22 protein-coding genes are annotated in these 23,195 nt (G+C 40.4%); 12 read left to right on the top strand and 10 right to left on the bottom strand.

Annotated elements, in window-relative coordinates:
* Positions 1 to 729, bottom strand: a 729-nt coding sequence (locus tag OCV82_RS02150) for an AraC family transcriptional regulator (protein ID WP_262542802.1), incomplete at its 3' end; no start/stop codon positions are given.
* Between the two features lie 126 nt (positions 730 to 855).
* Here OCV82_RS02150 and OCV82_RS02155 point away from each other — a divergent pair.
* On the top strand, positions 856 to 2,145 hold the full coding sequence (locus tag OCV82_RS02155; RefSeq protein WP_154042884.1) for a cytidylate kinase family protein: 1,290 nt from the start codon (positions 856 to 858) through the stop codon (positions 2,143 to 2,145).
* Positions 2,146 to 2,229: 84 nt separating this feature from the next.
* Here OCV82_RS02155 and OCV82_RS02160 read toward each other — a convergent pair whose 3' ends face one another.
* From OCV82_RS02160 to OCV82_RS02175, 4 genes are read right to left on the bottom strand one after another with little or no spacing between them, the layout of a single operon-like run.
* On the bottom strand, positions 2,230 to 2,679 hold the full coding sequence (locus OCV82_RS02160) for a DUF4252 domain-containing protein (protein ID WP_154042885.1): 450 nt from the start codon (positions 2,677 to 2,679) through the stop codon (positions 2,230 to 2,232).
* Entirely contained in the window at positions 2,676 to 3,200 is a 525-nt protein-coding gene (locus OCV82_RS02165) for a hypothetical protein (protein WP_154042886.1), read from the bottom strand. Before OCV82_RS02165 ends, OCV82_RS02160 begins: the two co-directional genes overlap by 4 nt.
* The gene (locus OCV82_RS02170) at positions 3,197 to 3,703 is read right to left on the bottom strand and encodes an RNA polymerase sigma factor (RefSeq protein ID WP_154042887.1); all 507 of its coding nucleotides are present in this window, start codon (positions 3,701 to 3,703) and stop codon (positions 3,197 to 3,199) included. Before OCV82_RS02170 ends, OCV82_RS02165 begins: the two co-directional genes overlap by 4 nt.
* The gene (locus OCV82_RS02175; RefSeq protein WP_262542803.1) at positions 3,690 to 4,172 is read right to left on the bottom strand and encodes a DUF4252 domain-containing protein; all 483 of its coding nucleotides are present in this window, start codon (positions 4,170 to 4,172) and stop codon (positions 3,690 to 3,692) included. Before OCV82_RS02175 ends, OCV82_RS02170 begins: the two co-directional genes overlap by 14 nt.
* Positions 4,173 to 4,377: 205 nt before the next feature.
* Between OCV82_RS02175 and OCV82_RS02180 the strand changes: the two genes are divergently transcribed.
* From OCV82_RS02180 to rpsA, 6 genes are all read left to right on the top strand, one after another.
* Positions 4,378 to 4,950 carry an FKBP-type peptidyl-prolyl cis-trans isomerase gene (locus OCV82_RS02180; protein WP_154042889.1) on the top strand — a complete coding sequence of 191 codons (573 nt, stop codon included), beginning with the start codon at positions 4,378 to 4,380 and terminating at the stop codon, positions 4,948 to 4,950.
* 278 nt (positions 4,951 to 5,228) lie between these two features.
* Positions 5,229 to 8,141, top strand: a complete 2,913-nt coding sequence (locus OCV82_RS02185) for a M16 family metallopeptidase (RefSeq protein ID WP_154042890.1) — start codon at positions 5,229 to 5,231, stop codon at positions 8,139 to 8,141.
* Positions 8,142 to 8,341: 200 nt separating this feature from the next.
* Positions 8,342 to 9,652, top strand: coding sequence for a histidine-type phosphatase (locus OCV82_RS02190; RefSeq protein ID WP_154042891.1), 1,311 nt, complete (start codon positions 8,342 to 8,344; stop codon positions 9,650 to 9,652).
* 84 nt (positions 9,653 to 9,736) lie between these two features.
* A complete protein-coding gene (locus tag OCV82_RS02195; protein ID WP_154042892.1) occupies positions 9,737 to 10,585 on the top strand; it encodes an ATPase in 849 nt (282 codons plus the stop codon).
* Positions 10,586 to 10,597: 12 nt separating this feature from the next.
* Positions 10,598 to 11,299 (top strand): SIMPL domain-containing protein, encoded by a 702-nt coding sequence (locus OCV82_RS02200; RefSeq protein ID WP_154042893.1) that lies wholly within the window; start codon positions 10,598 to 10,600, stop codon positions 11,297 to 11,299.
* Positions 11,300 to 11,492: 193 nt separating this feature from the next.
* Positions 11,493 to 13,277 (top strand): 30S ribosomal protein S1, encoded by a 1,785-nt coding sequence (gene rpsA / locus OCV82_RS02205; RefSeq protein ID WP_154042894.1) that lies wholly within the window; start codon positions 11,493 to 11,495, stop codon positions 13,275 to 13,277.
* A gap of 61 nt (positions 13,278 to 13,338) precedes the next feature.
* On the opposite strand, the gene OCV82_RS02210 is transcribed toward rpsA, so the two are convergent.
* Positions 13,339 to 13,809 (bottom strand): Lrp/AsnC family transcriptional regulator, encoded by a 471-nt coding sequence (locus OCV82_RS02210; RefSeq protein ID WP_154042895.1) that lies wholly within the window; start codon positions 13,807 to 13,809, stop codon positions 13,339 to 13,341.
* Between the two features lie 161 nt (positions 13,810 to 13,970).
* Between OCV82_RS02210 and OCV82_RS02215 the strand changes: the two genes are divergently transcribed.
* Positions 13,971 to 15,260 (top strand): O-acetylhomoserine aminocarboxypropyltransferase/cysteine synthase family protein, encoded by a 1,290-nt coding sequence (locus tag OCV82_RS02215; RefSeq protein WP_154042896.1) that lies wholly within the window; start codon positions 13,971 to 13,973, stop codon positions 15,258 to 15,260.
* A gap of 99 nt (positions 15,261 to 15,359) precedes the next feature.
* Here the strand turns inward: OCV82_RS02215 and OCV82_RS02220 are convergent, their stop codons facing one another.
* Positions 15,360 to 16,862: a glycoside hydrolase family 10 protein gene (locus OCV82_RS02220; protein ID WP_154042897.1), complete on the bottom strand. Its 1,503-nt coding sequence runs from the start codon at positions 16,860 to 16,862 to the stop codon at positions 15,360 to 15,362.
* A gap of 215 nt (positions 16,863 to 17,077) precedes the next feature.
* On the opposite strand from OCV82_RS02220, the gene OCV82_RS02225 reads away from it, so the two are divergent.
* Positions 17,078 to 18,220, top strand: coding sequence for an iron-containing alcohol dehydrogenase (locus OCV82_RS02225; protein WP_154043074.1), 1,143 nt, complete (start codon positions 17,078 to 17,080; stop codon positions 18,218 to 18,220).
* A gap of 94 nt (positions 18,221 to 18,314) precedes the next feature.
* On the opposite strand, the gene tpx is transcribed toward OCV82_RS02225, so the two are convergent.
* The 3 genes from tpx to OCV82_RS02240 form a co-directional block, all read right to left on the bottom strand.
* The gene (gene tpx / locus OCV82_RS02230; RefSeq protein WP_239469049.1) at positions 18,315 to 18,839 is read right to left on the bottom strand and encodes a thiol peroxidase; all 525 of its coding nucleotides are present in this window, start codon (positions 18,837 to 18,839) and stop codon (positions 18,315 to 18,317) included.
* Positions 18,840 to 19,032: 193 nt separating this feature from the next.
* The gene (locus OCV82_RS02235; RefSeq protein ID WP_154042899.1) at positions 19,033 to 19,581 is read right to left on the bottom strand and encodes a PepSY-associated TM helix domain-containing protein; all 549 of its coding nucleotides are present in this window, start codon (positions 19,579 to 19,581) and stop codon (positions 19,033 to 19,035) included.
* Entirely contained in the window at positions 19,565 to 20,116 is a 552-nt protein-coding gene (locus tag OCV82_RS02240) for a hypothetical protein (protein ID WP_154042900.1), read from the bottom strand. Before OCV82_RS02240 ends, OCV82_RS02235 begins: the two co-directional genes overlap by 17 nt.
* A 250-nt stretch (positions 20,117 to 20,366) precedes the next feature.
* On the opposite strand from OCV82_RS02240, the gene OCV82_RS02245 reads away from it, so the two are divergent.
* The 3 genes from OCV82_RS02245 to cobU all read left to right on the top strand — a co-directional run bounded on the left by OCV82_RS02245 (position 20,367) and on the right by cobU (position 23,186).
* A complete protein-coding gene (locus OCV82_RS02245) occupies positions 20,367 to 21,866 on the top strand; it encodes a PH domain-containing protein (RefSeq protein ID WP_154042901.1) in 1,500 nt (499 codons plus the stop codon).
* 92 nt (positions 21,867 to 21,958) lie between these two features.
* Complete coding sequence (locus tag OCV82_RS02250) at positions 21,959 to 22,660, top strand: response regulator transcription factor (RefSeq protein ID WP_154042902.1); 702 nt, start codon at positions 21,959 to 21,961, stop codon at positions 22,658 to 22,660.
* Between the two features lie 19 nt (positions 22,661 to 22,679).
* Positions 22,680 to 23,186, top strand: a complete 507-nt coding sequence (gene cobU / locus OCV82_RS02255) for a bifunctional adenosylcobinamide kinase/adenosylcobinamide-phosphate guanylyltransferase (protein ID WP_154042903.1) — start codon at positions 22,680 to 22,682, stop codon at positions 23,184 to 23,186.
* Positions 23,187 to 23,195: the final 9 nt, after the last annotated feature.

The raw sequence follows: 23,195 nt of genomic DNA on the forward strand, positions 1-23,195 counted from the left end.
ACGGCGTGCATCAGAGCAAAGCATCTTCGATATATGAAAGCAGACTGTACTGCCTGTAACACTCTTGACCACTCGCGACAGATATGTGGTAGTGATGTTCAAACTGTCGGCATAAAAACCTATTGAATGATGTTTGCGATAATTCTCTACAAGCAGTTTCTTGAAGTTACGGAATATCTCGTTTTCACGCTTCACATACACAGTAGTATCGTTGTTTTCCGTACACAAGGTATCCGCTATCTGTAAAAGGAAGAAATTACACAGATTTCGTATTATTCCATCGTGATATACATTCAAAACATTAAGCCCATCACCAAAAAGCGACATGGTTTGTTTCAGATAAGAGAACCTCTCACTTTCAATATCAAACACGGGAAGCCTGTAATTGCCGAGATACCTTGCCACCTGATTATACAGCGGCTGCCCGTCAGGAAGACTGTCAAAATACGAAGGTACGATATATACGATTTTCAGCGAAAAATCTGCATCGAAGTCTTCGATTGAGCTTGTCGTACTCGGTGTCAGAACAACAAGTTTTCCACGGTGAAGGTCATAATTGCCATAAATATCGGAAAGCTTTGCTGTTCCGTTTATGACGAGAAGAAAGAAAAATCCCTTTTCAAATATAATTCCGCTATAATCACCGGAATTACGGTCAAAATCACAGCAACACGTATTTCCTGCCATCACCCCACCTGATTTCATTACTTCATATACCGAGATATCCATAATCTGATTTTTTACTACAAAGATACCTTTTGTTTCGTTTTAAACCAAAATAAGTTGTTCTTTTATATCTGTCATTATAGATTTTAGGCTGAACTTTGCGGCAGTTTTACAAATGACAAATGCAATATGAATAAATTTCTTTTAAGACGCTATCTGCTGTTCTGCGTGGCACTGTTTGTCAACGCACTTGGAATAGCATTTATCACCAGAGCAGCCTTGGGTACATCACCCATCACCAGCGTAACATACGTTCTTAGTATGTTCACCCCTTTCACTATCGGCGAATGGACTATCATGCTGAACATACTTTTCGTCGTTCTCGAACCTTTCATGATGACACGTCAGGACCTGAAAGAAGACCTGCGCATGTTCCTGCTGCAGATTCCGATATCTTTCTGTTTCGGAATATTCATAGATATATGTATGCACTACATACTGTTCTGGCTCAATCCCGCCACATATCCAAGCATGATTATAGCTCTGCTGATAGGTTGTGTAATATTGGCTGTAGGTATAGCTCTTGAAGTAAAGGCCAATGCGGCAATGATGGCTGGAGAATACTTCGTAAAGGTTATTACACGCCGTTTCCGTGGCGAGTTCGGATACATTAAACTTGGATTTGATGTCACACTGGTAGCTATTGCCTGCCTCCTGTCGCTTATATTCATGTCCGGCATATATGGTGTACGCGAAGGCACTGTAATTGCAGCTCTGATAGTAGGTCCTATTGTTCATTTCGTCAGTCCGTACTACAAGTTTCTAGATAAATGGATTACTCCTGCTACTGATGAAAAATTCACAGACGTAAAAAAGAACAAAAATATCATCATTACCATTGCTCGTGAATATGGCAGCGGCGGACATCTGCTTGGCGAGATGCTTTCTAAAGAGCTAGGAATAAAACTGTATGACAAAGAGTTTATAGGTATGGCCGCCAAACGTAGCGGTATGGATGAAAACTTCATAGCAAAGAACGAACAGTCCATTCCGTCATTCTGGCTTAAATGTATCATGTCGAAAAACAGCGAACAACCGCTGGAAGGTAGCCTTTCATCGGACGATGTTCTGTTTGTAGCAGAAAGCAAGATTATTCAGGAGCTGGCTGAGAAAGAGCCGTGTATCATCATTGGACGATGTGCTGATTTTATCCTGCAGGACTATCCGAAGGTATTGAAGGTGTTTTGCTATTCTGATATTGAAAATGCTGTTTCACGCTGTGTCAGCGAATACGGTATAAAACGTGAAAATGCAGAGTCGGAAATACGCCGTATCAATCGCAACCGCATCCATCATTATGAATATTATACCGGTCGTAAATGGGGAGAGCCTCATCATTATAATCTTATGTTGAATACTGGTACAATAAGCCTTGAAACGGCGTGCAAACTGATAAAAGATATTTACAGGAATATGTGATAAAAACACATATAAAAAATGAACTGTCATTCGCTCTTAAATGACAGTTCATTTTTTTTAAACGTATCAACGGTAATTTCCGTACTACTGATTTACAATACCGCGAACTTCATCTACTGTGAGTTTTCCTTCAAGAATTATTACCGTAAATTCCTTACCTTCATCAACCAGCAGAACATATTCGTTTGCATCCTTATTCTCTTTCGTATAAATGAACACCCGTTCTCCGCTGTCCTTTACACGCAATAATTCTTCATATCCGTTTTTGGTATTGATAAATGCCGTTTCCTTACGCAACAGATCCGATGCTTCCTGATTTTCGGACGAGAGTATTTGCAATCCGGTAAGTTTCTTTGCCACTTTATCTATATTTATATCACCGGTGTTTGAACCATTCATCATGTTGAACATTTTCGGGGATACATAAACGGATGTCACCCCTTCCATTTCAGCTATTTTCTCAAAACGATTCTGTGCGTTAACAGACAATGCTGCCAGCATAACACTCACTATAATAAATAATCTTGCTTTCATCTTCTAAAGTTTTTAATATTGTCAATTTTTTCTTTTACATTTTTCGTCACATTTCTTGCTTTCTCTATTTGGGCGTCGCCTTTATTAAAAGCTTCGGCAAAAAGCTGCAGGGCATTTTCGGTTGCCATGTATGCTTCCTGAGGATTGTCGAATGTATCTTTCATCATCGTAGTGTCCTCCTGACTCTTTGGCATAAATACACTTATACCTATCAGTATCACTACAGCTGCTGCTATTCCCGACACATATTTATATAGAGTATAATATCGTGGCTTATCCGCCTTGCTTTGTTTTTCCCACATATCTATGTTGTCAGAAATACGTTTATCCATTCCTTCAGGAACTGTGGGTTCATCATTTTCTTTAATCTCTGCCAGACGACAGAACACCTCTTTGTCAACAGAGAATTCGGCTGATACTTCATCATGCATGAAATAATCTTCCAGAATTTTTTCTTCGTTGACATCGGTTTCGCCGTTGTAATATTTTTCAAGCAAATGTCTGATTGTATCTTCCTTCATATCTTGTCCTTTAAATTAATAAACTGTTCACGTATCTTCTTTCTCGCTTTCGAGAGTGTGGCACGTATGTTCACCGGGTTCAGCCCTGTAGCTTTTCCTATTTCATCAAACGAACATTCGTTTACATCCCTTAGCCACATTACTTTTTTCTGTATGTCTGGCAGTCCGCCTATCATCTTTCTTAACCTGACATTTTCTTCTTTCTTTTCCAGCCTTTCACCAATATCATCGTCTGCCAAGCCAACCCGTTCTTCATCTATCACATCCTCATAATTACTATGACTGCTTCTTATGAAATCCATACACAGGTTCTTCACCAGAGTAACGCAATATGCTTCACGGCAAACCGCCGCATCAAGTTCATCGCGTCTGTTCCATAATTTCAGATAAGCGTCCTGGACTATATCTTCGGCATCCTGGACATTCCTCAATATGGAATAAGCTGTCCTATAGAGTTTTGCATGGTACGGAATGAAGACTGTCTTAAATTCATTTGCGTCCATTGCGTTTATCTGTTTCCTGTTGCACTAGTTTGTCTATATCCTCCTGTCTGATATTTCCCTTGAGAACTATCAAGGCACAATCATCTTTTCCTCCACATACTATAAGAAGTTCTTTTATAATATTTTTCTTTTCCTTGACCAGAATCTGTACACTTCCATCCTGATCTTTGGCGCGGACCATTGTCTCATATCCGTCTCCGTTTAGCGAAGCTACTCTTTTTGTAAATCTGGCCTTCACTCGTGCACTGCATTCTTCCAGGTCGAGAACTCTGACACTATTAATACGTGCGGCGATATCATCCTTGTCTTCTTCGTCCATAAACATGTGTCCCATTTTCATCAATATCCACGGAACACTTACATACTCTGCCCTATCGGCATCCTTAAACTCGTTGATAATAGAATTTACATTTACCGCACATAGCATCTGGGCTGAAAACAACATAGCTATAAAGAAATATTTTTTCATGACTGACTCATTTTTTAAAGTGTTATACATAATCTTTGATGCGCATTCTATATGAAAGACGGAACTTCCCGGTGAAATGTTGCATCAGAAAATAAGTTTTTTTACAAAAATATGAATATCTGAAAAACCAAAGTACATATCTGCCTAAAATTAAAAGCTTTTTTACTACCTTTGTGTCCGGATTTTAAAACATACATTTTAGATTATGGAAAATAAGTACATCACCGTAGCATACAAACTTTATGCTATGATAGACGGCGAAAAAGAATTGATAGAAGAAGCTCCTGCAGAACATCCTTTCCAGTTCATCACAGGTATAGGATATACACTTGAAAGATTTGAAAAAGAAATAACAGCACTTGCTAAGGGAGACAACTTCAACTTTACTATCCCTTGTGCAGAAGCATACGGCGAAGTAGATCCTGAAGGAATAAAGACTCTTCCTAAATCTGCATTCTGCGGTCCTGACGGCAAGTTTGACGAGGACAACGTGTTCGAAGGAAACATCATCATGCTGAACGATGGCGAAGGAAACCAGTTCTATGCAAACGTTGGTGAAATCACTGACAGCACTGTAACTATCGACCTTAACCATCCTCACGCAGGCAAGGACCTGATTTTCGAAGGTTCAATTCTGGAAATGCGTGAAGCTACAAACAAGGAAGTTCAGGAGATCGTTAACTCAATGAGCGGATGCGGTGGCGGATGCAGCGGTTGTGGTGGCGGATGCGGTGACCACGATGATGACTGCGGTGGCGGTTGCTGCGGCTGTCATTGATTTTGAGAAGTTAGAGAAGGTAAAGAAGGTAGAGAAGGTAGAGGATGTAACTTCATTAACTTCCCTAACTTCTATAACTTCTATAACTTCTATAACTTCTATAACTTCTAAAAAACATATCAGTGTAAATTACATTTTATTGTAGTTTACACTTTTTTTATGCCGTTTTTCATTGTATAAGCAAAAATATATATACATAAAGATAAAAAGAACTGTTATATGACATATTTTTAGAAAAACATTGTGTATCTTCGCATTATATTACAAATAACAGAAGTATGAACAAATCAAAGAAATTTATCGGAGCAGCCGTACTGCTGGCATTGATGACAGCATGCGGAAACGGTTCGAAGTTTAAGTACGAAACCGTACCTAACGACCCGATGCAGACACGCATCTACACACTTGACAACGGATTGAAGGTTTACCTGACAGTAAACAAGGAAACTCCGCGTATCCAGACTTACATCGCCGTAAGAGTAGGTGGAAAGAATGACCCTGCCGAGACTACAGGTCTTGCACACTATTTCGAACACCTTATGTTCAAGGGAACACAGAAGTTCGGTACTACAGACTTCAGCAAGGAAAAACCTATGCTGGACGAAATAGAACGTCTGTTTGAAGTTTACAGAAAAACTACTGACGAAGCTGAAAGAAAAGCTATCTATCACCAGATAGACAGTGTGTCATACGAAGCTTCAAAAATAGCTATTCCTAACGAGTACGACAAGCTGATGGCAGCTATCGGTGCAAACGGTACAAATGCTTACACCAGCTACGACCAGACAGTGTATGTGGAAGACATACCGTCTAACGAAATTGACAACTGGGCCAAGATTCAGGCAGACAGATTCCAGAATGCTACAATCAGAGGATTCCACACTGAGCTTGAAACTGTTTACGAAGAAAAGAACATGTCACTTACAAAGGATTTCAGAAAGGTATATGAGACTTTGTTGAATGCCCTTTATCCTGATTATCCATACGGAACTCAGACTGTACTCGGTTCGCAGGAACATCTGAAGAATCCTTCTATCACAAATATCAAGAATTATTTCAATACATGGTATGTGCCTAACAATATGGCCATCTGTATGTCAGGTGATATGAATCCTGACGAAACTATCGAAATAATCAACAAGTATTTCGGTGAGATGAAGGCTAATCCTAATTTGCCTGAACGTCCTCAGCCAAAGGAATCGCCTATCAAGGAACCTGTTGTGAAGGAAGTTATGGGACTTGACGCAGAAAGCGTAGCACTGGCATGGAGAATGCCTACTACAGTTGACGATGATGTCATCTCTGCACTCATCAGCTCTATTCTTTACAACGGACAGGCAGGTCTGCTTGACGTTAACCTGAACCAGCAGCAGAAAGTTTTGGGATGCTTCGCAGGCTCACTCGGTTTGTCGGACTACTATACATATATGATAAGCGGTCAACCGAAACAGGGACAGACTTTGGACGAAGTCAAAGACCTTATGCTGGCAGAAGTTGATAAACTGCGTAAAGGTGAATTCGACGAAGAACTGCTTCAGGCTACAATCAATAACTACAAGCTTTACTATATGAAACAGCTTGAAAGCAACCAAAGCAGAGCCGACATGTTCGTTTCAGCTTTCGTCGACGGCGACCAGTGGAGTGATGTAGTAAACTTCATCGACAAGATGAGCAAAGTGAACAAACAGCAGGTTGTTGACTTCGCAAACAAATATTTTGCTGATAACTACGCTTTGGTTTACAAACGCATGGGTAAAGATCCTAACGAAAAGAAGATGGACAAACCGTCTATCACTCCTATCGTTATGAACCGTGACAGCGTAAGCTCATTCCTAAAAGAAATCCAGGCAAGCAAGGTTACTCCTATCGAGCCTGTATTCCTCGACTTCGAAAAAGACATGCAGAAATTCACTGCAAAATCAGATATCGAAGTGCTTTACAAGAAAAACGACATGAACGATCTGTTCCAGATGATTTATGTATTCGATATGGGCAGCCAGAACGACAAAGCTTTGGGTACAGCATTCTCATACATGGAATACCTCGGAACATCCAAGAAATCGCTTGCTGAAATCAACAAGGAATTATATCGTCTGGCATGCTCGTTCAGCGTACATCCGGGATTGGACCGTACATACGTAGTGCTTTCAGGTCTTCAGGAAAATATGCCTCAGGCAATGCAGCTGTTCGAAGAGATTCTTGCTGATGCACAGGTTGACGAAAACGCATATAAGAACTATGCAGCCGATATATTGAAGAAACGTGCAGATGCAAAACTCAACCAGTCTGCAAACTTCTCACAACTGCTTTCTTACGCAATGTGGGGCGAACACTCACCTTCGAAGAACATCCTGTCTGAAAAAGAACTTACAGAGATGAATCCTCAAGAACTTGTAGATCGCATACATAAGTTCAACAGCTACAAGCATCGCATCATGTACTATGGTCCTGCCGATGAAAAAGAACTTACTTCTTTAATCGACCAGTATCATAACGTACCTGCCCAGCTTCAGGATGTACCTGCACCTGCATACGACTACAAGTATCAGCCTACTACTGAAAACAAGGTTTATTTTGCCGAATACGATGCAAAACAAATCTATTTCACAGGTATTTCAAACTTCGAAAAACAATATGATGCTGCAATCCAGCCTACTTTGAGCATGTACAACGAATATTTCAGCGGTGGCATGAACTCAATAGTATTCCAGGAAATGCGTGAAGCTAGAAGTCTTGCATATTCATCATACGCTTTCATCGCTTCTCCTTCTAAAAAGGAATATCCATACATTTTCCGTTCGTTCATCGCTACGCAGAACGACAAGATGATAGACGCCATGAAGGCTTTCGATGAGATAATCAATAATATGCCAGAATCTGAAAAAGCATTCAAGCTGGCCCAGGAAGGAACTATCAGCCGCTTGCGTACTGACAGAATCACCGGTATGGACATTTTGTGGGAGTATCTTGACCTTCAGGACAAAGGTATAGATGGAGATCCAAGAAAAGCTTTGTTCGAACAGGCACAGACAATGACTCTGAAGGATGTGAAAGACTTCCAGCAGAAATGGGTAAAAGACCGTAAATATACTTATTGCGTTCTTGGTAACGAAAAAGACCTTGACATGAAATCGTTGGAAAAATACGGTAAGATTACAAAATTGTCACAGAAAGATATTTTCGGATATTGATTTCATATAATTTATAGTGTAAAGAGACCTGTACTACTGAGTGCGGGTCTCTTTCTTTTTTTACTTAACCAGCAGAAACTGTTACAGAAACATTACATACCTGTTACATTTTACTTTGTCTGATTATATCATATAGCCTACTGCATACACCGATACATATCTATATGCTAATTTTGCGCCGTAATAAGATTGACATTTATATGAATAAGGTAAAAAGTTTGTTTTGCATCTGCATTGCAGCTGTGGGAATGCAGAGTATCGATGCACAGACACGTGCAGAACTGGAAATCAGAGAAAATCCCAAATTGGCAACGGGGAAGTATTTGGCATACGAGGCACCAACTACCCCATTGACACCGGCTCCGGAAGGATATGTGCCATGCTATATAAGTACATATGCCAGACATGGTTCACGCTATCTGACAGGGAAAGACAAGTACGAACCGGCTCTGACAATAATGGAGGAAGCAGAGAAAAACAACGGACTGACCGATGACGGAAAAAAGACACTGGAAATCCTGAGACAGCTTGCTGAAATAGCCGAAAACCGCTACGGAGAGCTTACTCCCAAAGGAGCCAGACAACATCAGGAACTTGCAAAAAGAATGTTTGAAAATTATCCTGAAATATTTACAGACAGAGCTCATATTGATGCCCGCTCTACATATAAGACACGTGCATTCCTTTCGATGGCAGCAGCCTGTGTAGAATTGAAAGGCCTGAACCCGAAACTGAATATCACAACAGATGCAAGCCAGCATGATGTGTATTTCATAAAATACAAGAATCCGATATATTCCGACAGCTGCCAGCACAATGCTGATTCGGTATTTACAGAAGCAGAAAAGCGTTTCGTTCATCCGGAACGTATCATGAAAGTGCTTTTTAAACCGGAATATATTTCAAAAGTCAAGAATCCGGGAAAGCTGGAATGCGACCTTTTCGAATATCATGGTATAAGCCAGAGTTCGGACAATATGCCAGACCTTTCATTCCTTTTCAACGGAAAAGAGCTTTTCGACTTGTGGCAACTGAACAATTTCGAATGGTATTACGAACAGGGACCATCACCTCTGAGCGGTGGCAAGATGCCCAATCTGGCACGCAACCTGCTGAGAAACATAGTTGAGGCTGCCGACACAGCTCTTGTATCAAAAAAACCTTGCGCAACTCTCCGTTTCGGTCATGACACGAACCTTGCCCCATTGGTGGCTCTGATGAATATTGACGGGTTCAACCATTCTACAGCCAACTGGGACTCTATTCCTCAATATTACCAGACATACCGTATGATTCCGATGTGCGGAAACCTGCAACTCATATTCTTCCGCAAGAAGGACAGCAAGGATATCCTGGTCAAGCCACTGCTTAACGAACGGGAGGTACATCTGACAGGAATAAAAACAGACTGTTTTCCTTTCTATCACTGGGAAGACATCAGAAAGGCATGGATAGAACTTACAGACAAGATTTATCTTCCGGAATTGCCTGAAGATTATGAAACAGACTAGCATATCATATTTTTTACACAAAAAGCAAGTCTCTATTGGTTATTCATTAATAAAGAATTACATTTGTAATAAACGAATAAAGACATGATACTAATAGCAGACAGTGGAGCGACAAAAACGGATTGGCTAATCAGCGATGCAAATAAATCAGAGATACTCAAGACCGAAGGTATAAACCCTTTTCATCAGGACGAGGACTACATTCGCAGAATAATAGAAACTGATTTATTGCCACAAATAGAAAAAAACGACAGTATAGACAAAGCCAAAATCTCAGAAATATATTTTTACGGTGCAGGATGCCTGCCTGAACCAGCTGAAAAAATCATAAATATTTTACAGGATTTTTTCACCGGAACCAAAGTCCATGCATATACCGACCTGATGGGAGCGGCAAGGGCATTATGCGGGAAAAAGCCGGGAATAGCTTGTATTCTTGGTACCGGCTCAAATTCATGTATGTATGACGGGAAAGAGATAACAAGGAATGTTTCCCCATTGGGATATATATTGGGAGATGAAGGAAGCGGAGCATATCTCGGAAAAAAATTTATAGCAGACTGCCTTAAAGGACAACTTCCGGAAAATATTAAAAATGACTTTTTGAGCAATTGCGGTTTAACGGTAGAAGACATATTGCGGAAAGTTTACAGAGAGCCACAGGCAAACCGTTTTCTGGCATCATTAACACCTTATATATATAATATAAAACATGAAGCACAGGTAAAAAATTTCCTATATGAATGTTTTACTGATTTCTTCGAAAGAAATGTAATGAAATACGACACGAGTCTGGAGATTTCGTTTACAGGTTCCGTTTCCTGGTATTTTCAGGAAGAAATAAAAGAAACAGCCAAACGGCTTAACCTGAAAACAGGTAAATTTATAAAAGAACCTATATGGGGACTGAAAGAATTTCACAATAACCAATAAATCAATAAAGTTATGAAGAATTTAAGATTTGAAGCCATTGTAATAGCAATAGGATTGCTTTTACTTGGCGTGTTCATCGAACGCGGAATCAGTAGTTTCGCCGACAAGGATCGCAGCGTAAACGTCAAAGGACTTGCAGAAATGGAAGTACCTGCCGACAAGGTTACATGGCCATTGGTTTACAAAAGTCTGGGAAATGATTTGAGTGGACTGTACGACCAGATTAACAAATCGAACAAGACCATTACACAATTCCTTATCAGCAAGGGTATAGAAGAGAAAGAAATCAGTGTTAATGCACCTGAAATAATAGATATGAAGGCTGAACGCTACAGCAATCAGGAAAGTACGTACAGATATAACGTCACATCTGTTATCACAGTCACATCAGACAAGGTAGATCTGATAAGAAAACTCATCAGCAGTCAGGGTGAACTCCTGAAACAAGGTGTGGCAATCACATCGGGTGACTACAGATACAACGTACAGTACGAATATACAGGTCTGAACAAAATCAAGCCGCAAATGATTGAGGAAGCTACAAAAAATGCACGACAGGCTGCAGAAAAATTCGCGGAAGATTCTGACAGCGAACTTGGCAAAATCAGAAAAGCCAACCAAGGACAGTTCAGTATCACAGACCGCGACGCCAATACACCGTACATAAAGAAAGTAAGAGTGGTAACTACCATAGATTATTCTCTTGAGGACTGAAACTTATTTATATAATATTGCAGGAGGCATGCTTACACATGTCTCCTCTTATTTTATATAATCTTCTATTTTTCAGCATAAAAGCGGACAAAAAGTTGCATATATGGATATAAGTTAATATCTTTGCGCCCGATTTAGATAAACAACATAAAGTCTAACACAATTAATTATTTAAAAACAATTTTTTATTTTAATGGAAAACTTAAAGAACATTGCTCCTATTGAAGATTTCAACTGGGATGCGTATGAAAGTGGTGACACACTAACAAATGTAAGCAAAGAAGAACTTGAAAAGGCTTACGACAGTACTCTTAACAAAGTAAATGACCGTGAGGTTGTTGATGGTACTGTAATCGCAATGAACAAACGCGAAGTTGTAGTTAACATTGGCTACAAATCAGACGGTATCATTCCATTGAGTGAATTCCGTTACAATCCAGACCTGAAAGTAGGTGATACTGTAGAAGTATATATCGAAAATCAGGAAGACAAAAAAGGTCAGTTGATCTTGTCTCACAAGAAAGCACGTGCTACTCGTTCTTGGGATCGTGTTAACGCTGCTCTTGAAAACGAAGAAATCATTAAGGGTTACGTTAAGTGCCGCACTAAGGGTGGTATGATCGTTGACGTATTCGGAATCGAAGCATTCTTGCCAGGTTCTCAGATTGACGTTAAGCCTATCCGCGACTATGACGTATTCGTAGGTAAGACTATGGAATTCAAAGTTGTTAAGATCAACCAGGAATTCAAGAACGTAGTTGTATCTCACAAAGCTCTTATCGAAGCTGAACTCGAACAGCAGAAGAAAGAAATCATCGGTAAACTTGAAAAAGGTCAGGTACTTGAAGGTACTGTTAAAAATATCACATCTTACGGTGTATTCATCGACTTGGGTGGCGTAGATGGTTTGATCCACATCACAGACTTGTCTTGGGGCCGCGTAAGCGATCCACGCGAAGTTGTTTCTTTGGATCAGAAGTTGAACGTTGTTATCCTTGACTTCGATGATGACAAGAAACGTATCGCTCTTGGTTTGAAACAGCTTACTCCACATCCATGGGACGCTCTTGATCCAAACTTGAAAGTTGGTGATCACGTTAAGGGTAAAGTAGTTGTTATGGCTGACTACGGAGCATTCATCGAAATCGCTCCAGGCGTAGAAGGTTTGATCCACGTTTCTGAAATGTCTTGGTCACAGCACTTGCGTTCAGCTCAGGACTTCATGAAAGTTGGTGACGAAGTAGAAGCTGTTATCTTGACTCTTGACCGCGAAGAACGTAAGATGTCACTTGGTATCAAGCAGTTAAAAGCTGATCCATGGGAAAACATCGAAGAAAAATATGCTGTAGGTACTAAGCACATCGCAAAAGTACGTAACTTCACTAACTTCGGTGTATTCGTAGAAATCGAAGAAGGTGTTGACGGATTGATCCACATCTCTGACCTTTCTTGGACTAAGAAAATCAAACACCCATCAGAATTCACTCAGATTGGTGCTGAAATCGAAGTTCAGGTATTGGAAATCGACAAAGAAAACCGCCGCTTGAGCCTTGGTCACAAGCAGTTGGAAGAAAACCCATGGGATGTATTTGAAACAGTATTTACTGTAGGTTCTATCCACGAAGGTACAATCATCGAACTTTTGGATAAAGGTGCAGTAGTTTCATTGCCTTACGGTGTTGAAGGCTTCGCTACTCCAAAACACCTTGTAAAAGAAGACGGTTCTCAGGCTCAGCTTGACGAAAAACTTCCATTCAAGGTTATCGAATTCAACAAGGAAGCTAAGCGTATCATCTTGTCACACAGCCGTGTATTCGAAGACGCTGCTAAGGCTGAAGAAAAGGCAGAAAAGAAAGCTGCAAAGAAATCATCTAAGAAAGAAGAAGCTCCAATGATCCAGAACCAGGCTGCTTCTACAACTCTTGGTGACATCGATGCTCTTGCTGCATTGAAAGAACAGTTGGAAGGTAAGAAATAATTTTTGCCTACTGCTATAAAATTTTTAAGGCTGAATCCTCAACAGGGTTCAGCCTTATTTTTTATATATGTATTCCATAATCGTGCTTTATCACATCCATCACAAATACGCTCTCCAATGATGCAAGGGTATCTATCCTGCCAAGTACATTCAGTATAAATCCCTGGTAATACTTCATATCCGGTGCATGTATCTTGAGAAGATAATCAAAACTGCCTGAAATATTATAACACTCTGTCACTTCCGGTATCCCGGCAATAACTTCCGAAAAGTTACGTGCAATGTCATAGTTTAAGTGCTGCATCTTTACCTTACAGAAAACCATAAAACCCTGATTAAGTTTCTCTGCATCAAGCACAGCAATATATTTCTTGATATACCCACCTGATTCAAGACGTTTCAGACGTTCAAAAACCGGAGTTGACGACAGGCTCACTTTAGCTGCAAGCTCTTTTGTTGTCAATCTGGCATTCTCCTGCAAGATACGGAGTATCTGCAAATCCACCTTATCTAATTTCTCTACACTGTTCATAGGGCAAATATTCTGTTTTATTCGATTTTCGATACTAAAATAAGAATAAAATCACATAAAGCATATACATAATAGTGATATTTTCTATATTTCACACAAATATTGGATAACATCACCACAAAACATAACTTTGCAGATGTAACAATAAAGCTATAGAGATTATGACAGATACACAGAAACTACATTTCGAGACATTACAGCTACACGTAGGACAGGAAAATGCAGACAAGGCGACAGGTGCAAGGGCTGTACCTATTTATCAGACAACTTCATACGTTTTCAATAATTCTGCCCACGCCGAGGCATTATTCGGACTTCAGGAAAGCGGAGAAATATACGGACGATTGGGAAATCCAACACAGGGAGTTTTAGAACAAAGGATAGCAGCACTTGAAGGTGGAAAAGCTGCTTTGGCAGTAGCTTCAGGAGCAGCTGCTATTACCTATTCATTCCTTAACATTGCAAAACAGGGCGACCATATAGTAGCGGCAAAGACTATCTACGGTGGAAGTTATAATCTTCTGGCACATACGCTACCTACTTACGGAATCAGTACAAGTTTTGTAAGCCCTAACAGGATTGAGAATTTTGAAAAGGCTATTCAGGAAAATACCAAAGCCGTATTTATAGAAACACTTGGCAATCCTAATTCAAATATAATAGATATACAGGCTGTTGCCGATATTGCCCACAAGCATAACATACCTCTGATAATTGACAATACATTCGGTACTCCATATCTTATCCGTCCGATAGAGTACGGCGCAGATATAGTGGTACATTCTGCAACCAAGTTCATAGGCGGACACGGTACATCCCTTGGTGGAATTATAGTGGACTCCGGAAAATTCGACTGGAAGGCATCCGGCAAGTTTCCGCAACTGACTGAGCCTGACTCATCATACCACGGAATAATTTTCACAGATATAAACCCAAGCACTGCCTTTGTGACAAGAATCAGAACGACACTGCTCAGAGATACAGGAGCAGCCATAAGCCCGTTCAATGCATTCATGCTCTTGCAAGGACTGGAAACATTGTCACTAAGAGTGGAACGTCACGTGGAGAATGCACTTAAAATAGTTTCATATCTTGCTTCACATCCAAAGGTTAAGAAAGTGAACCATCTTTCACTCCCATCCCACCCAGACCATGAGCTATATAATAAGTATCTGCCTAAAGGGGGAGGGTCAATCTTTACTTTCGAGATTAAGGGAGGTAAGGAAGAGGCACACAAGTTCATAGACCGCCTTAAGATTTTCTCATTGCTAGCAAACGTAGCAGACGCCAAATCGTTAGTGATACATCCGGCAAGCACCACACATTCGCAGTTGACAGAAAGCGAACTTATGGAACAGAACATACATCAGGGAACTATCAGACTATCCATAGGTCTGGAACACATTGATGATTTGAAAAACGATTTGGAACAGGCTTTAAACAGCATTTAAATAGTATTTAAACACTGTTTTATGTCCCCCCTAAAAACAATTGCGGCTCAATTTTTTTCATTAAACTTGAGCCGCACTATATATTCTAAAAAAATAAAATCATAATTTAACCTTCTCAGACACTGGTTTGGATTCATTATTCAGTCTGTCAAGAGCTGTTACCACATAGCGGTACTTGGTCTTTCCATTCTCGTATGGCAGTTTGTAGAACGTATCTCTTGTTATGGCAACAATCTTCGATGCATCTTCAATATTTACCTTTTCCTTATTCTCGAATCTATATACTACATACTGAACGGCCTCATCCATAACGTGTTTTGCTTTGGGAGCAGTCCAGAAAAGAATATATCCATATTCTGTCCAAACATCTTTAAGCTTTCTAACTTTCAATGGAATCTTGTCGTCAATAAACGGATACAATGGCTGCAAAGCAGGATATTTGTGATAATTCTTTGCCAATAAAGTTCTATAATTACCAGGATTATCCATCACAGCAGCTGCATACCACTGACAACTACCCTGTATGGCTGGCAATGAACGCTGCAATTTATATTTAGCTTCCATCTGATGTACTGAAGGCTTCTTCAAATCCGGTTTCTTCACTGTTCTATACACATCCTGACCGATATACAGAGGGCGTGCACTTGATTTCTCAGCCCACCACTTAACCAAAGTTTCATAATCGGCAGCCGGATGGCCTATCTCCCAATATACCTGCGGAATGTTATAGTCTATCCAACCTTTGTTCACCCACAACAGGACATCGGCATACAGATCATCGTAATTCTGCAGTCCTCGAGTTTCGCTACCTTCCGGCGATGTTCTCTTGTTACGATATATTCCGAAAGGAGAAATACCGAACTTTACCCACGGCTTGCACTCACGAATTGTCTCATGAAGTTCTTTGATAAGTACATTTACATTGTTTCTTCTCCACTCCTTTCTGTCTGTAAATCCACGACCATATGCAGCGAAGCTTACGTCATCAGGAAAATTCTCTCCCGGATTAGGATAAGGATAGAAATAATCGTCCATATGAATGGCATCTACGTCATATCGGTTTACGATGTCGCGAACAATCTTGCAGATATACTTTCTGTTGTCTGGAAATCCCGGATCGAAATAAAGCTGTCCGGCATATTTCACAAACAGTTCCGGATGTTTGTTGTAAGGATGCAGAGGAGACAATCTGGTTGTTCCCTTAGTACAGGCACGATAAGGATTAATCCATGCGTGCAATTCCATACCACGCTTGTGGCATTCATCAATCATAAACTGCAGCGGATCCCATGTCGGAGATGGCTGTAGTCCCTGAACACCTGTAAGGAAACGGCTCCAAGGTTCATACGACGATTTATATAATGCATCAGCCTCTGCCCTAACCTGAAAGATTATGGCATTAATACCTGCTCCCTGCAAATTATCCAGCTGTTTCAAAAGAGTCTGTTTCATTGTCTCTACAGGCATACCCTGGAACTGTCCGTTTACACACTGTATCCATGCCCCGCGAAACTCACGTTTAGGAGATGCTGTCTGAGCGCTGAAAGCGAAAGTATTCAGCAATAAGGCAGCAAGCACAATCAAAGTTTTTATTCTATTCATGATCAATATAGTTTTCGAGGGTACAAAGATAGTGCAAACCGAATGAAGTACAAAGTGAAAACAGTGTTTTCAACTTTTAATTCCGAGGTGCAGCCCATCTCATTAAAAGATAAACAAAAACGCACACATATATGTTAAAAATATAAAGTTTGAACTCTCAGTATAAATATGTACATTTGCATAAAGTTTTAAAACCATAAATACAGAATAATATGTTGAACAATTTTTGCTTTCAGAATCCTACAAAACTGATTATGGGCAAAGGTATGATTGCCCGGTTAAGTAAAGAAATACCTGCCGACAAGAAAATAATGATCACTTTCGGAGGTGGCAGCGTAAAGAGAAACGGAGTATATGAGCAGGTAAAGGAAGCCCTGAAAAATCATAACACAGTTGAATTCTGGGGTATAGAACCAAACCCGGCCATAGAAACACTGCGCGAGGCTATCGCACTGGGAAAAGCAGAAAAAGTAGATTTCCTTCTGGCTGTTGGTGGCGGCTCTGTAATAGACGGAACAAAACTCATCTCAGCAGGTCTGCTTTATGATGGCGACGCATGGGACTTGGTAAAAAAAGGAAAAGCCGACACGACAGTTCCTCTGGGAACAGTTCTTACTATACCTGCCACAGGTTCGGAAATGAACGACGGTGCCGTTATTTCATGCAAGGAAACTAAAGAAAAGTATGCTTTCTTCTCAAACTTCCCCAAGTTTTCAATCCTTGATCCTGAAGTAACATTCTCATTGCCAGACTATCAGATTGCATGCGGTATTGCAGATACATTCGTACACGTTATGGAACAGTATCTCACTAAAGCCGGAGAATCAAGATTAATGGACCGCTGGGCTGAAAGCATCCTTCAGACACTGGTCGAGATTGCTCCGAAAATCAAGGAAAACAAGCAGGACTACCAGAATATGGCAGATTTCATGATGTGTGCTACAATGGCTCTTAACGGATTTATTGCTTTGGGAGTTTCACAGGACTGGGCTACACACATGATTGGTCATGAAGTGACAGCTCTCACAGGACTCACTCACGGACATACACTCGCGATAATCCTTCCTGGTACAATGGACGTACTCCGCCAGCAGAAGAGTGAGAAAATCATGCAGGTAGGCGCAAGAGTGTTCGGAGTAAGTTCAGGAACACACGATTTCCGTATAAACGAAACTATACGCAAGACTCGTGAATTCTTCAATTCTCTTGGTCTCACAACATCTCTTTCAGAAAACAATATTGGCAGAGAAGTGATAGACGAAATAGAACATCGTTTCAATGAAAGAGACGTACATTTTGGTGAGGACGGACTGGTAACCGGTACAGTTGCAAAAGAAATCCTCAACAAGGTATATTAATTCTATTTTTCAAGATAAATAGAAAAGTAAAAAATCCTCTTATCAGAGCTATTTGCCATGATTAGAGGATTTTTTCTGTCAGATATAAAAAATTTTATTTCAACCGTTCGAGAGCTTTCTGATAATCAGGTTCCTCCGAAACATTCTTCACAAGCTGGCGGTAAATAATCTTTCCTGTTTCATCAATAACTATTACAGCTCTTGTAGTCAACCCTCTCATAGGGCCTTCAGTTATAACCAAACCATAATTCTTTTCAAAATCCTCACTACGGAAAACCGATAGCGGTATTACCCTGTCCAATCCTTCCGTAGAGCAAAATCTTGATTGAGCAAAAGGCAAATCCTTCGAAACGCAAAGCACCACGGTATTTTCAAGAGAAGCCGCATCAGCATTAAAATGTCTTACAGAAAGAGCACATGTCGGTGTATCCAGACTCGGAAAAATATTCAACACCACCTTCTTCCCTTTGAACGACGAAAGGGAAACCTCGTTCATACCCTTGTCTGTTGCAGAAAAGTCCGGAGCCATCACTCCTACTTCCGGCATATAACCGTTTGTGGATACCTCTACTCCGCGGGTGATAACTCTTTCCTGGGCAAATGTAGAATTATATGACATTATGCCAAATAAGAACAGAGATAAAAGACTGATTTTCTTCATAACTTAAATTATATTGGTTCGTTTGCAAATATAATTTTTATTTTGTAATGATTACAAATCGAAATCTTACCTTTCAGTATTATTTGAGCTTTTTAGCTTTTATATCAAAAAAAGACTGCCCCAATATCAAGTTTGAGACAGTCAAAAAGAGTTATGAAAGAATCATATATATTATCGGAATCAATATTCCAATCAGCAAATACCATTTACCTCTTCCCGCAATACCATTCTTTCCTTTAATCATAAATAATCCGGAAATGGCAAAGAAAACGAGTGAGAAAGCAAAGAAATCACCCATAAAACTCCATCCGTTTATGCGGTTATAATGAAGCCTGTTAAACCAGTATATCACAGGACGTTTTTCATGAGTTTCGTATTCAGTAACACCGGTTAGAGAGTTGTATATTCCAACTCCCCCTTCCAACATAATTCTGAAGTGTTCATCGTCAATTTTAAGAACCTTCTTGAGATGTGGCAGTTCAGAATCTGCGTTCCATTCAGCAGTTATCTCATCTGCATCCATCCCCTTCTTCAGCTCCACCTTTGTTTCTGTGGTTTTGAAAGCTGGGTCTTTTCCGTCCATGTGGTTAAGAAGGAACCCTGACACTCCATAAACCAGACACAGTCCCACCATCAGAAATCCCAGGTCACGATGGATAACCCTCAACCAATATGAAAGGCTTTTATTCAACAACTTCATAGTCAGTTCCTTCTACGAAATATATTGAATAATAGTCTTTGTTGTTTTCCTTCATCCACTTACGCATATTTTCTATATTGCTCAATTCAGCATCGCAAGTTTCACCGTTGCCTTCTTTTCCCTGCTTTTCCTTCAGTTCTTCTTCTGCCTGGTCAATATATTCTTTCGTAAGTTTGTTTTCTTTCAGAATTCCCTTGATAACAAGCTCTGAACCGATAAGTTCACGATTGAAGCCACCGATGTTTCCTCTTGCCTCTACACGGATAGATGTTTTCTGGTCATTACCCATAACAAAACATCTGCGTCCAGAATGCTTGCACGTATGAGTCACGAAACCTTTAAGGGTAATTTCCTTGCCTACTTCCTGTTCTGCATTCTTCAGGATTTCCTCTACATACAAAGCTTTTGAAACGTCTATCTTCTGGGCAGCCAGCTCTGTGGCTGAAGATTCATCCGACTGCTTTTTGCTGTTTCCACATGATGTAAACGCCACACTTACAGCTAAAGCTGCAATAAAAAAGTAAAGTTTTTTCATTTTAAAAAGTTATGATTAAGTTTATAATTATTTTTTTAAGGTTTACTCAAATCTGTTTTTAGGCAATAATATAAATGCAATAACACCAGTAATACCCGTCAGAGCAACTACTGCAGATACTATAAGATTCTTTTGCAAAGCTAATCTTTTTCTCATAAACACAAAAACCAACAGTGCCAATATAACTGACAGTATCCATGCCGATGCCGAGAAATGAAGAACATAACAGTTATAACAGAAAGCATAAGGAATGAAAATAAATGATTTCTCAATACCGCGCAGGATGAGCAAAAGTGCTTTCGTGATTTTCTTCGTGAAGGCTCTGCGAAGCTATGCAAGTCTAATCCTGATACTTTTCACTGTCAGGATATTCGATTCGTCCGATGAGACTTCTGTCATGGAATACATAATAATGCTTCTGTCCTATCTGGCAGGATTCATTGCCTTATCGCTGATAACCGCATTCCTAAGTTTCTACTTCAAAAAATATTATGTTGAGGACGGTAATCTGATTTTTATCCATGGTGTAATACAGCATGAAAGGACAAGCATCCCTCTGAATAAGATTCAGTCTTTACGTACCAAGAGCGGTCTCATCTATCGTATGCTTGATATGAAAGGCATCTCGTTCGACACGCTTGCATCACGGACTGAAGAGATAGAACTCATCCTTGACGATGACGACTGGGATGCTCTGTTAAGCCGTGTGGAGACTCAGGAAAATACACAGGAGGAAGTGCAAGAGACTGAAGCTACGGAACAGGAGGCTACAGAAAACAGTAAAACCATTAAACTGGAGGTAAGCAACCTGAATCTGATTAAAGGTGCTCTCTGCCAGAATCACCTGAAAGGCATGGCTGTGCTGTTCGGTGTGCTTGCCACGCTGTACAATCAGATAACTTCCGTCAACGACAAAGCCGCAAATTATTTCATTGACTATGTAGAGACACATGCCGATTCTTCAGCATTCTCTGTTACAGCTGTTTTAACGGTCATCGTGATATTGTACTTAGTAATACTGATCTTGTGGATGGGAAAGGTTTTCCTGCAATACTTCAATATGGATATACGTATGGGCGAAAAACAGCTTTTCTTCGAAAGCGGACTGATTACGCGCAACAGCAGCCGGTTCTCGTTCGACAAGGTATGTACGCTTTACGTAAAAAGGAATATCATTGAAAACTGGTTGGGCTGCTGCACTATAATGGTAAGGCAGGCACTGAATGCCACAGACGAAAAGAAAGGTGCCGACGTAAAGATTTACGGTTCATCGCATGACGGAAACTTCCTGAGCTGGTGGCTGGGGAAAGACTATACCTCCTCGCCCACTGTCATTTCTGCCCGTTCAGGTTATGGTCTGCTTGGCTACACCATAAGATTCGACATTCTGATTTCGCTGGCAGTAGCCATAGTCTTGTGCCATTACGGACAATACATCTGGCTTTTTGCTCCCATAGCTTATATGCTGGTTTCGCTTGCCAAGGGACTTCTTGCGGTACGCAGAAGCCATATTACCCTCAAAGAGGACTATATGGAAATAAGCAACGGAAAGTTTGCCGAGATTTATAATTATGTGAAGTATGACAATATAGAGGTAGTACGTATGGTTTCCACTCCTTTCACACCATATTATCACAGGGTGAAACTGGTGATTTCCACAAATGGAACATCATTCGCCATAAGAAGTCTGAAAGAGCACGAGGCAAAGGAGATATACGAACTGTTGTTACTTAACTGCCACAATAATTAAATCATATTTTCAGCTCTATTCAATTTTTATTTTACAAAGACACAGAGAATACGATATTTTGAATACCTTTGTGTAGAAAAATCAGAAGAACAATGATAAAACTGTTATTAGTAGAAGACGACAAGAATCTTTCATACATAGTCCAAAGCGGACTACAGGATATAATTGGCGGATATGAGGTAATCACCGCATTCAATGGCAAGGAGGGTTTGCAGGCATGGGAGGAACATCATCCTGACATCATCATATCGGATATAGACATGCCGGTGATGGACGGTTTCGAGATGGTACGCCATATCAGGGAAACGGACGGTGACACCCCTATCCTTTTCGCCTCTGCACTTACATCGCCAAAGGACGTCAGAAAAGGTTATGACATAGGTGTGAACAACTACGTTAAGAAGCCATTCATCCCTGATGAACTGGATGCCCATCTGCACGCCATTCTGAAAATGAAGGAAGGCTCGAAGACACGCGATGAAAGCGGAATGTGCAAGTTCGGGAAATATACTCTTGATGCAGGACACGCTACGCTGCACAACAATGAATCGGGCAATAACACTACACTGACTGCAAGAGAGGCACAGGTTCTGCAACTGCTTGCCGAAAACAAAGACGAAGTGGTAAGAAGAGAGGTTATCCTGAACCGTTGCTGGGACAAGAATGATGATTATTTCGCTTCGAGAAGTCTTGATGTGTTCATCACAAAATTGCGAAAGCTGTTCGAAAACGACCCTCAGATAGAGATCAAGACAGTAAGAGGTGTTGGACTTATGCTTACTGTAGGGCAGTAAGTATTATTTACAGAAAGCTATGAAAAAAATTATTCTAATAACTGGAGGACAACGCTCCGGCAAGAGTACATACGCTGAAAAGCTTGCACATCAGCTAACGGACAGGCCTGTCTATCTTGCCACAGCAAAGATATGGGACGAGGAGTTCCGCCAGCGCGTATTGCGCCATCAGCAAAACCGCGGTCCGGAGTGGACTAATATAGAGGAAGAAATGGAATTAAGCAAGCACAATCTGGAAGGAAGGGTTGTTGTGATAGACTGTATCACACTTTGGTGCACTAATTTCTTCTTCAAGCATCATGATGTCCAGAAAACACTGGACTCAATAAAAGCAGAGTTCGACAAATTTACCGTTCAGGACGCGACATTCATTTTCGTGACAAACGAGATAGGTCTTGGAGGAGTATCAGAGAATGAGATACAGCGCAAATTCACAGATGTCCAAGGATTTGCAAACCAGTATGTAGCTTCGAAAGCCGATGAAGTGATTTTCATGGTTTGTGGTATTCCAATGAAGATAAAATAAAAAATAATC

The organism is Bacteroides cellulolyticus (genome assembly GCF_025567135.1).
Lineage (GTDB): Bacteria > Bacteroidota > Bacteroidia > Bacteroidales > Bacteroidaceae > Phocaeicola > Phocaeicola cellulolyticus.

Bases quoted from the DNA above. Each gene is read 5' to 3' on its own strand.
- OCV82_RS02250 (WP_154042902.1), top strand. From the start codon at position 21,959: ATGATAAAACTGTTATTAGTAGAAGACGACAAGAATCTTTCATACATA.
- OCV82_RS02195 (WP_154042892.1), top strand. From the start codon at position 9,737: ATGATACTAATAGCAGACAGTGGAGCGACAAAAACGGATTGGCTAATC.
- rpsA (WP_154042894.1), top strand. From the start codon at position 11,493: ATGGAAAACTTAAAGAACATTGCTCCTATTGAAGATTTCAACTGGGAT.
- OCV82_RS02190 (WP_154042891.1), top strand. From the start codon at position 8,342: ATGAATAAGGTAAAAAGTTTGTTTTGCATCTGCATTGCAGCTGTGGGA.
- OCV82_RS02155 (WP_154042884.1), top strand. From the start codon at position 856: ATGAATAAATTTCTTTTAAGACGCTATCTGCTGTTCTGCGTGGCACTG.
- cobU (WP_154042903.1), top strand. From the start codon at position 22,680: ATGAAAAAAATTATTCTAATAACTGGAGGACAACGCTCCGGCAAGAGT.
- OCV82_RS02160 (WP_154042885.1), bottom strand. From the start codon at position 2,679: ATGAAAGCAAGATTATTTATTATAGTGAGTGTTATGCTGGCAGCATTG.
- OCV82_RS02245 (WP_154042901.1), top strand. From the start codon at position 20,367: ATGAAAATAAATGATTTCTCAATACCGCGCAGGATGAGCAAAAGTGCT.
- OCV82_RS02175 (WP_262542803.1), bottom strand. From the start codon at position 4,172: ATGAAAAAATATTTCTTTATAGCTATGTTGTTTTCAGCCCAGATGCTA.
- OCV82_RS02240 (WP_154042900.1), bottom strand. From the start codon at position 20,116: ATGAAAAAACTTTACTTTTTTATTGCAGCTTTAGCTGTAAGTGTGGCG.
- OCV82_RS02220 (WP_154042897.1), bottom strand. From the start codon at position 16,862: ATGAATAGAATAAAAACTTTGATTGTGCTTGCTGCCTTATTGCTGAAT.
- OCV82_RS02185 (WP_154042890.1), top strand. From the start codon at position 5,229: ATGAACAAATCAAAGAAATTTATCGGAGCAGCCGTACTGCTGGCATTG.
- OCV82_RS02200 (WP_154042893.1), top strand. From the start codon at position 10,598: ATGAAGAATTTAAGATTTGAAGCCATTGTAATAGCAATAGGATTGCTT.
- tpx (WP_239469049.1), bottom strand. From the start codon at position 18,839: ATGTCATATAATTCTACATTTGCCCAGGAAAGAGTTATCACCCGCGGA.
- OCV82_RS02180 (WP_154042889.1), top strand. From the start codon at position 4,378: ATGGAAAATAAGTACATCACCGTAGCATACAAACTTTATGCTATGATA.
- OCV82_RS02235 (WP_154042899.1), bottom strand. From the start codon at position 19,581: ATGAAGTTGTTGAATAAAAGCCTTTCATATTGGTTGAGGGTTATCCAT.
- OCV82_RS02170 (WP_154042887.1), bottom strand. From the start codon at position 3,703: ATGGACGCAAATGAATTTAAGACAGTCTTCATTCCGTACCATGCAAAA.
- OCV82_RS02215 (WP_154042896.1), top strand. From the start codon at position 13,971: ATGACAGATACACAGAAACTACATTTCGAGACATTACAGCTACACGTA.
- OCV82_RS02210 (WP_154042895.1), bottom strand. From the start codon at position 13,809: ATGAACAGTGTAGAGAAATTAGATAAGGTGGATTTGCAGATACTCCGT.
- OCV82_RS02165 (WP_154042886.1), bottom strand. From the start codon at position 3,200: ATGAAGGAAGATACAATCAGACATTTGCTTGAAAAATATTACAACGGC.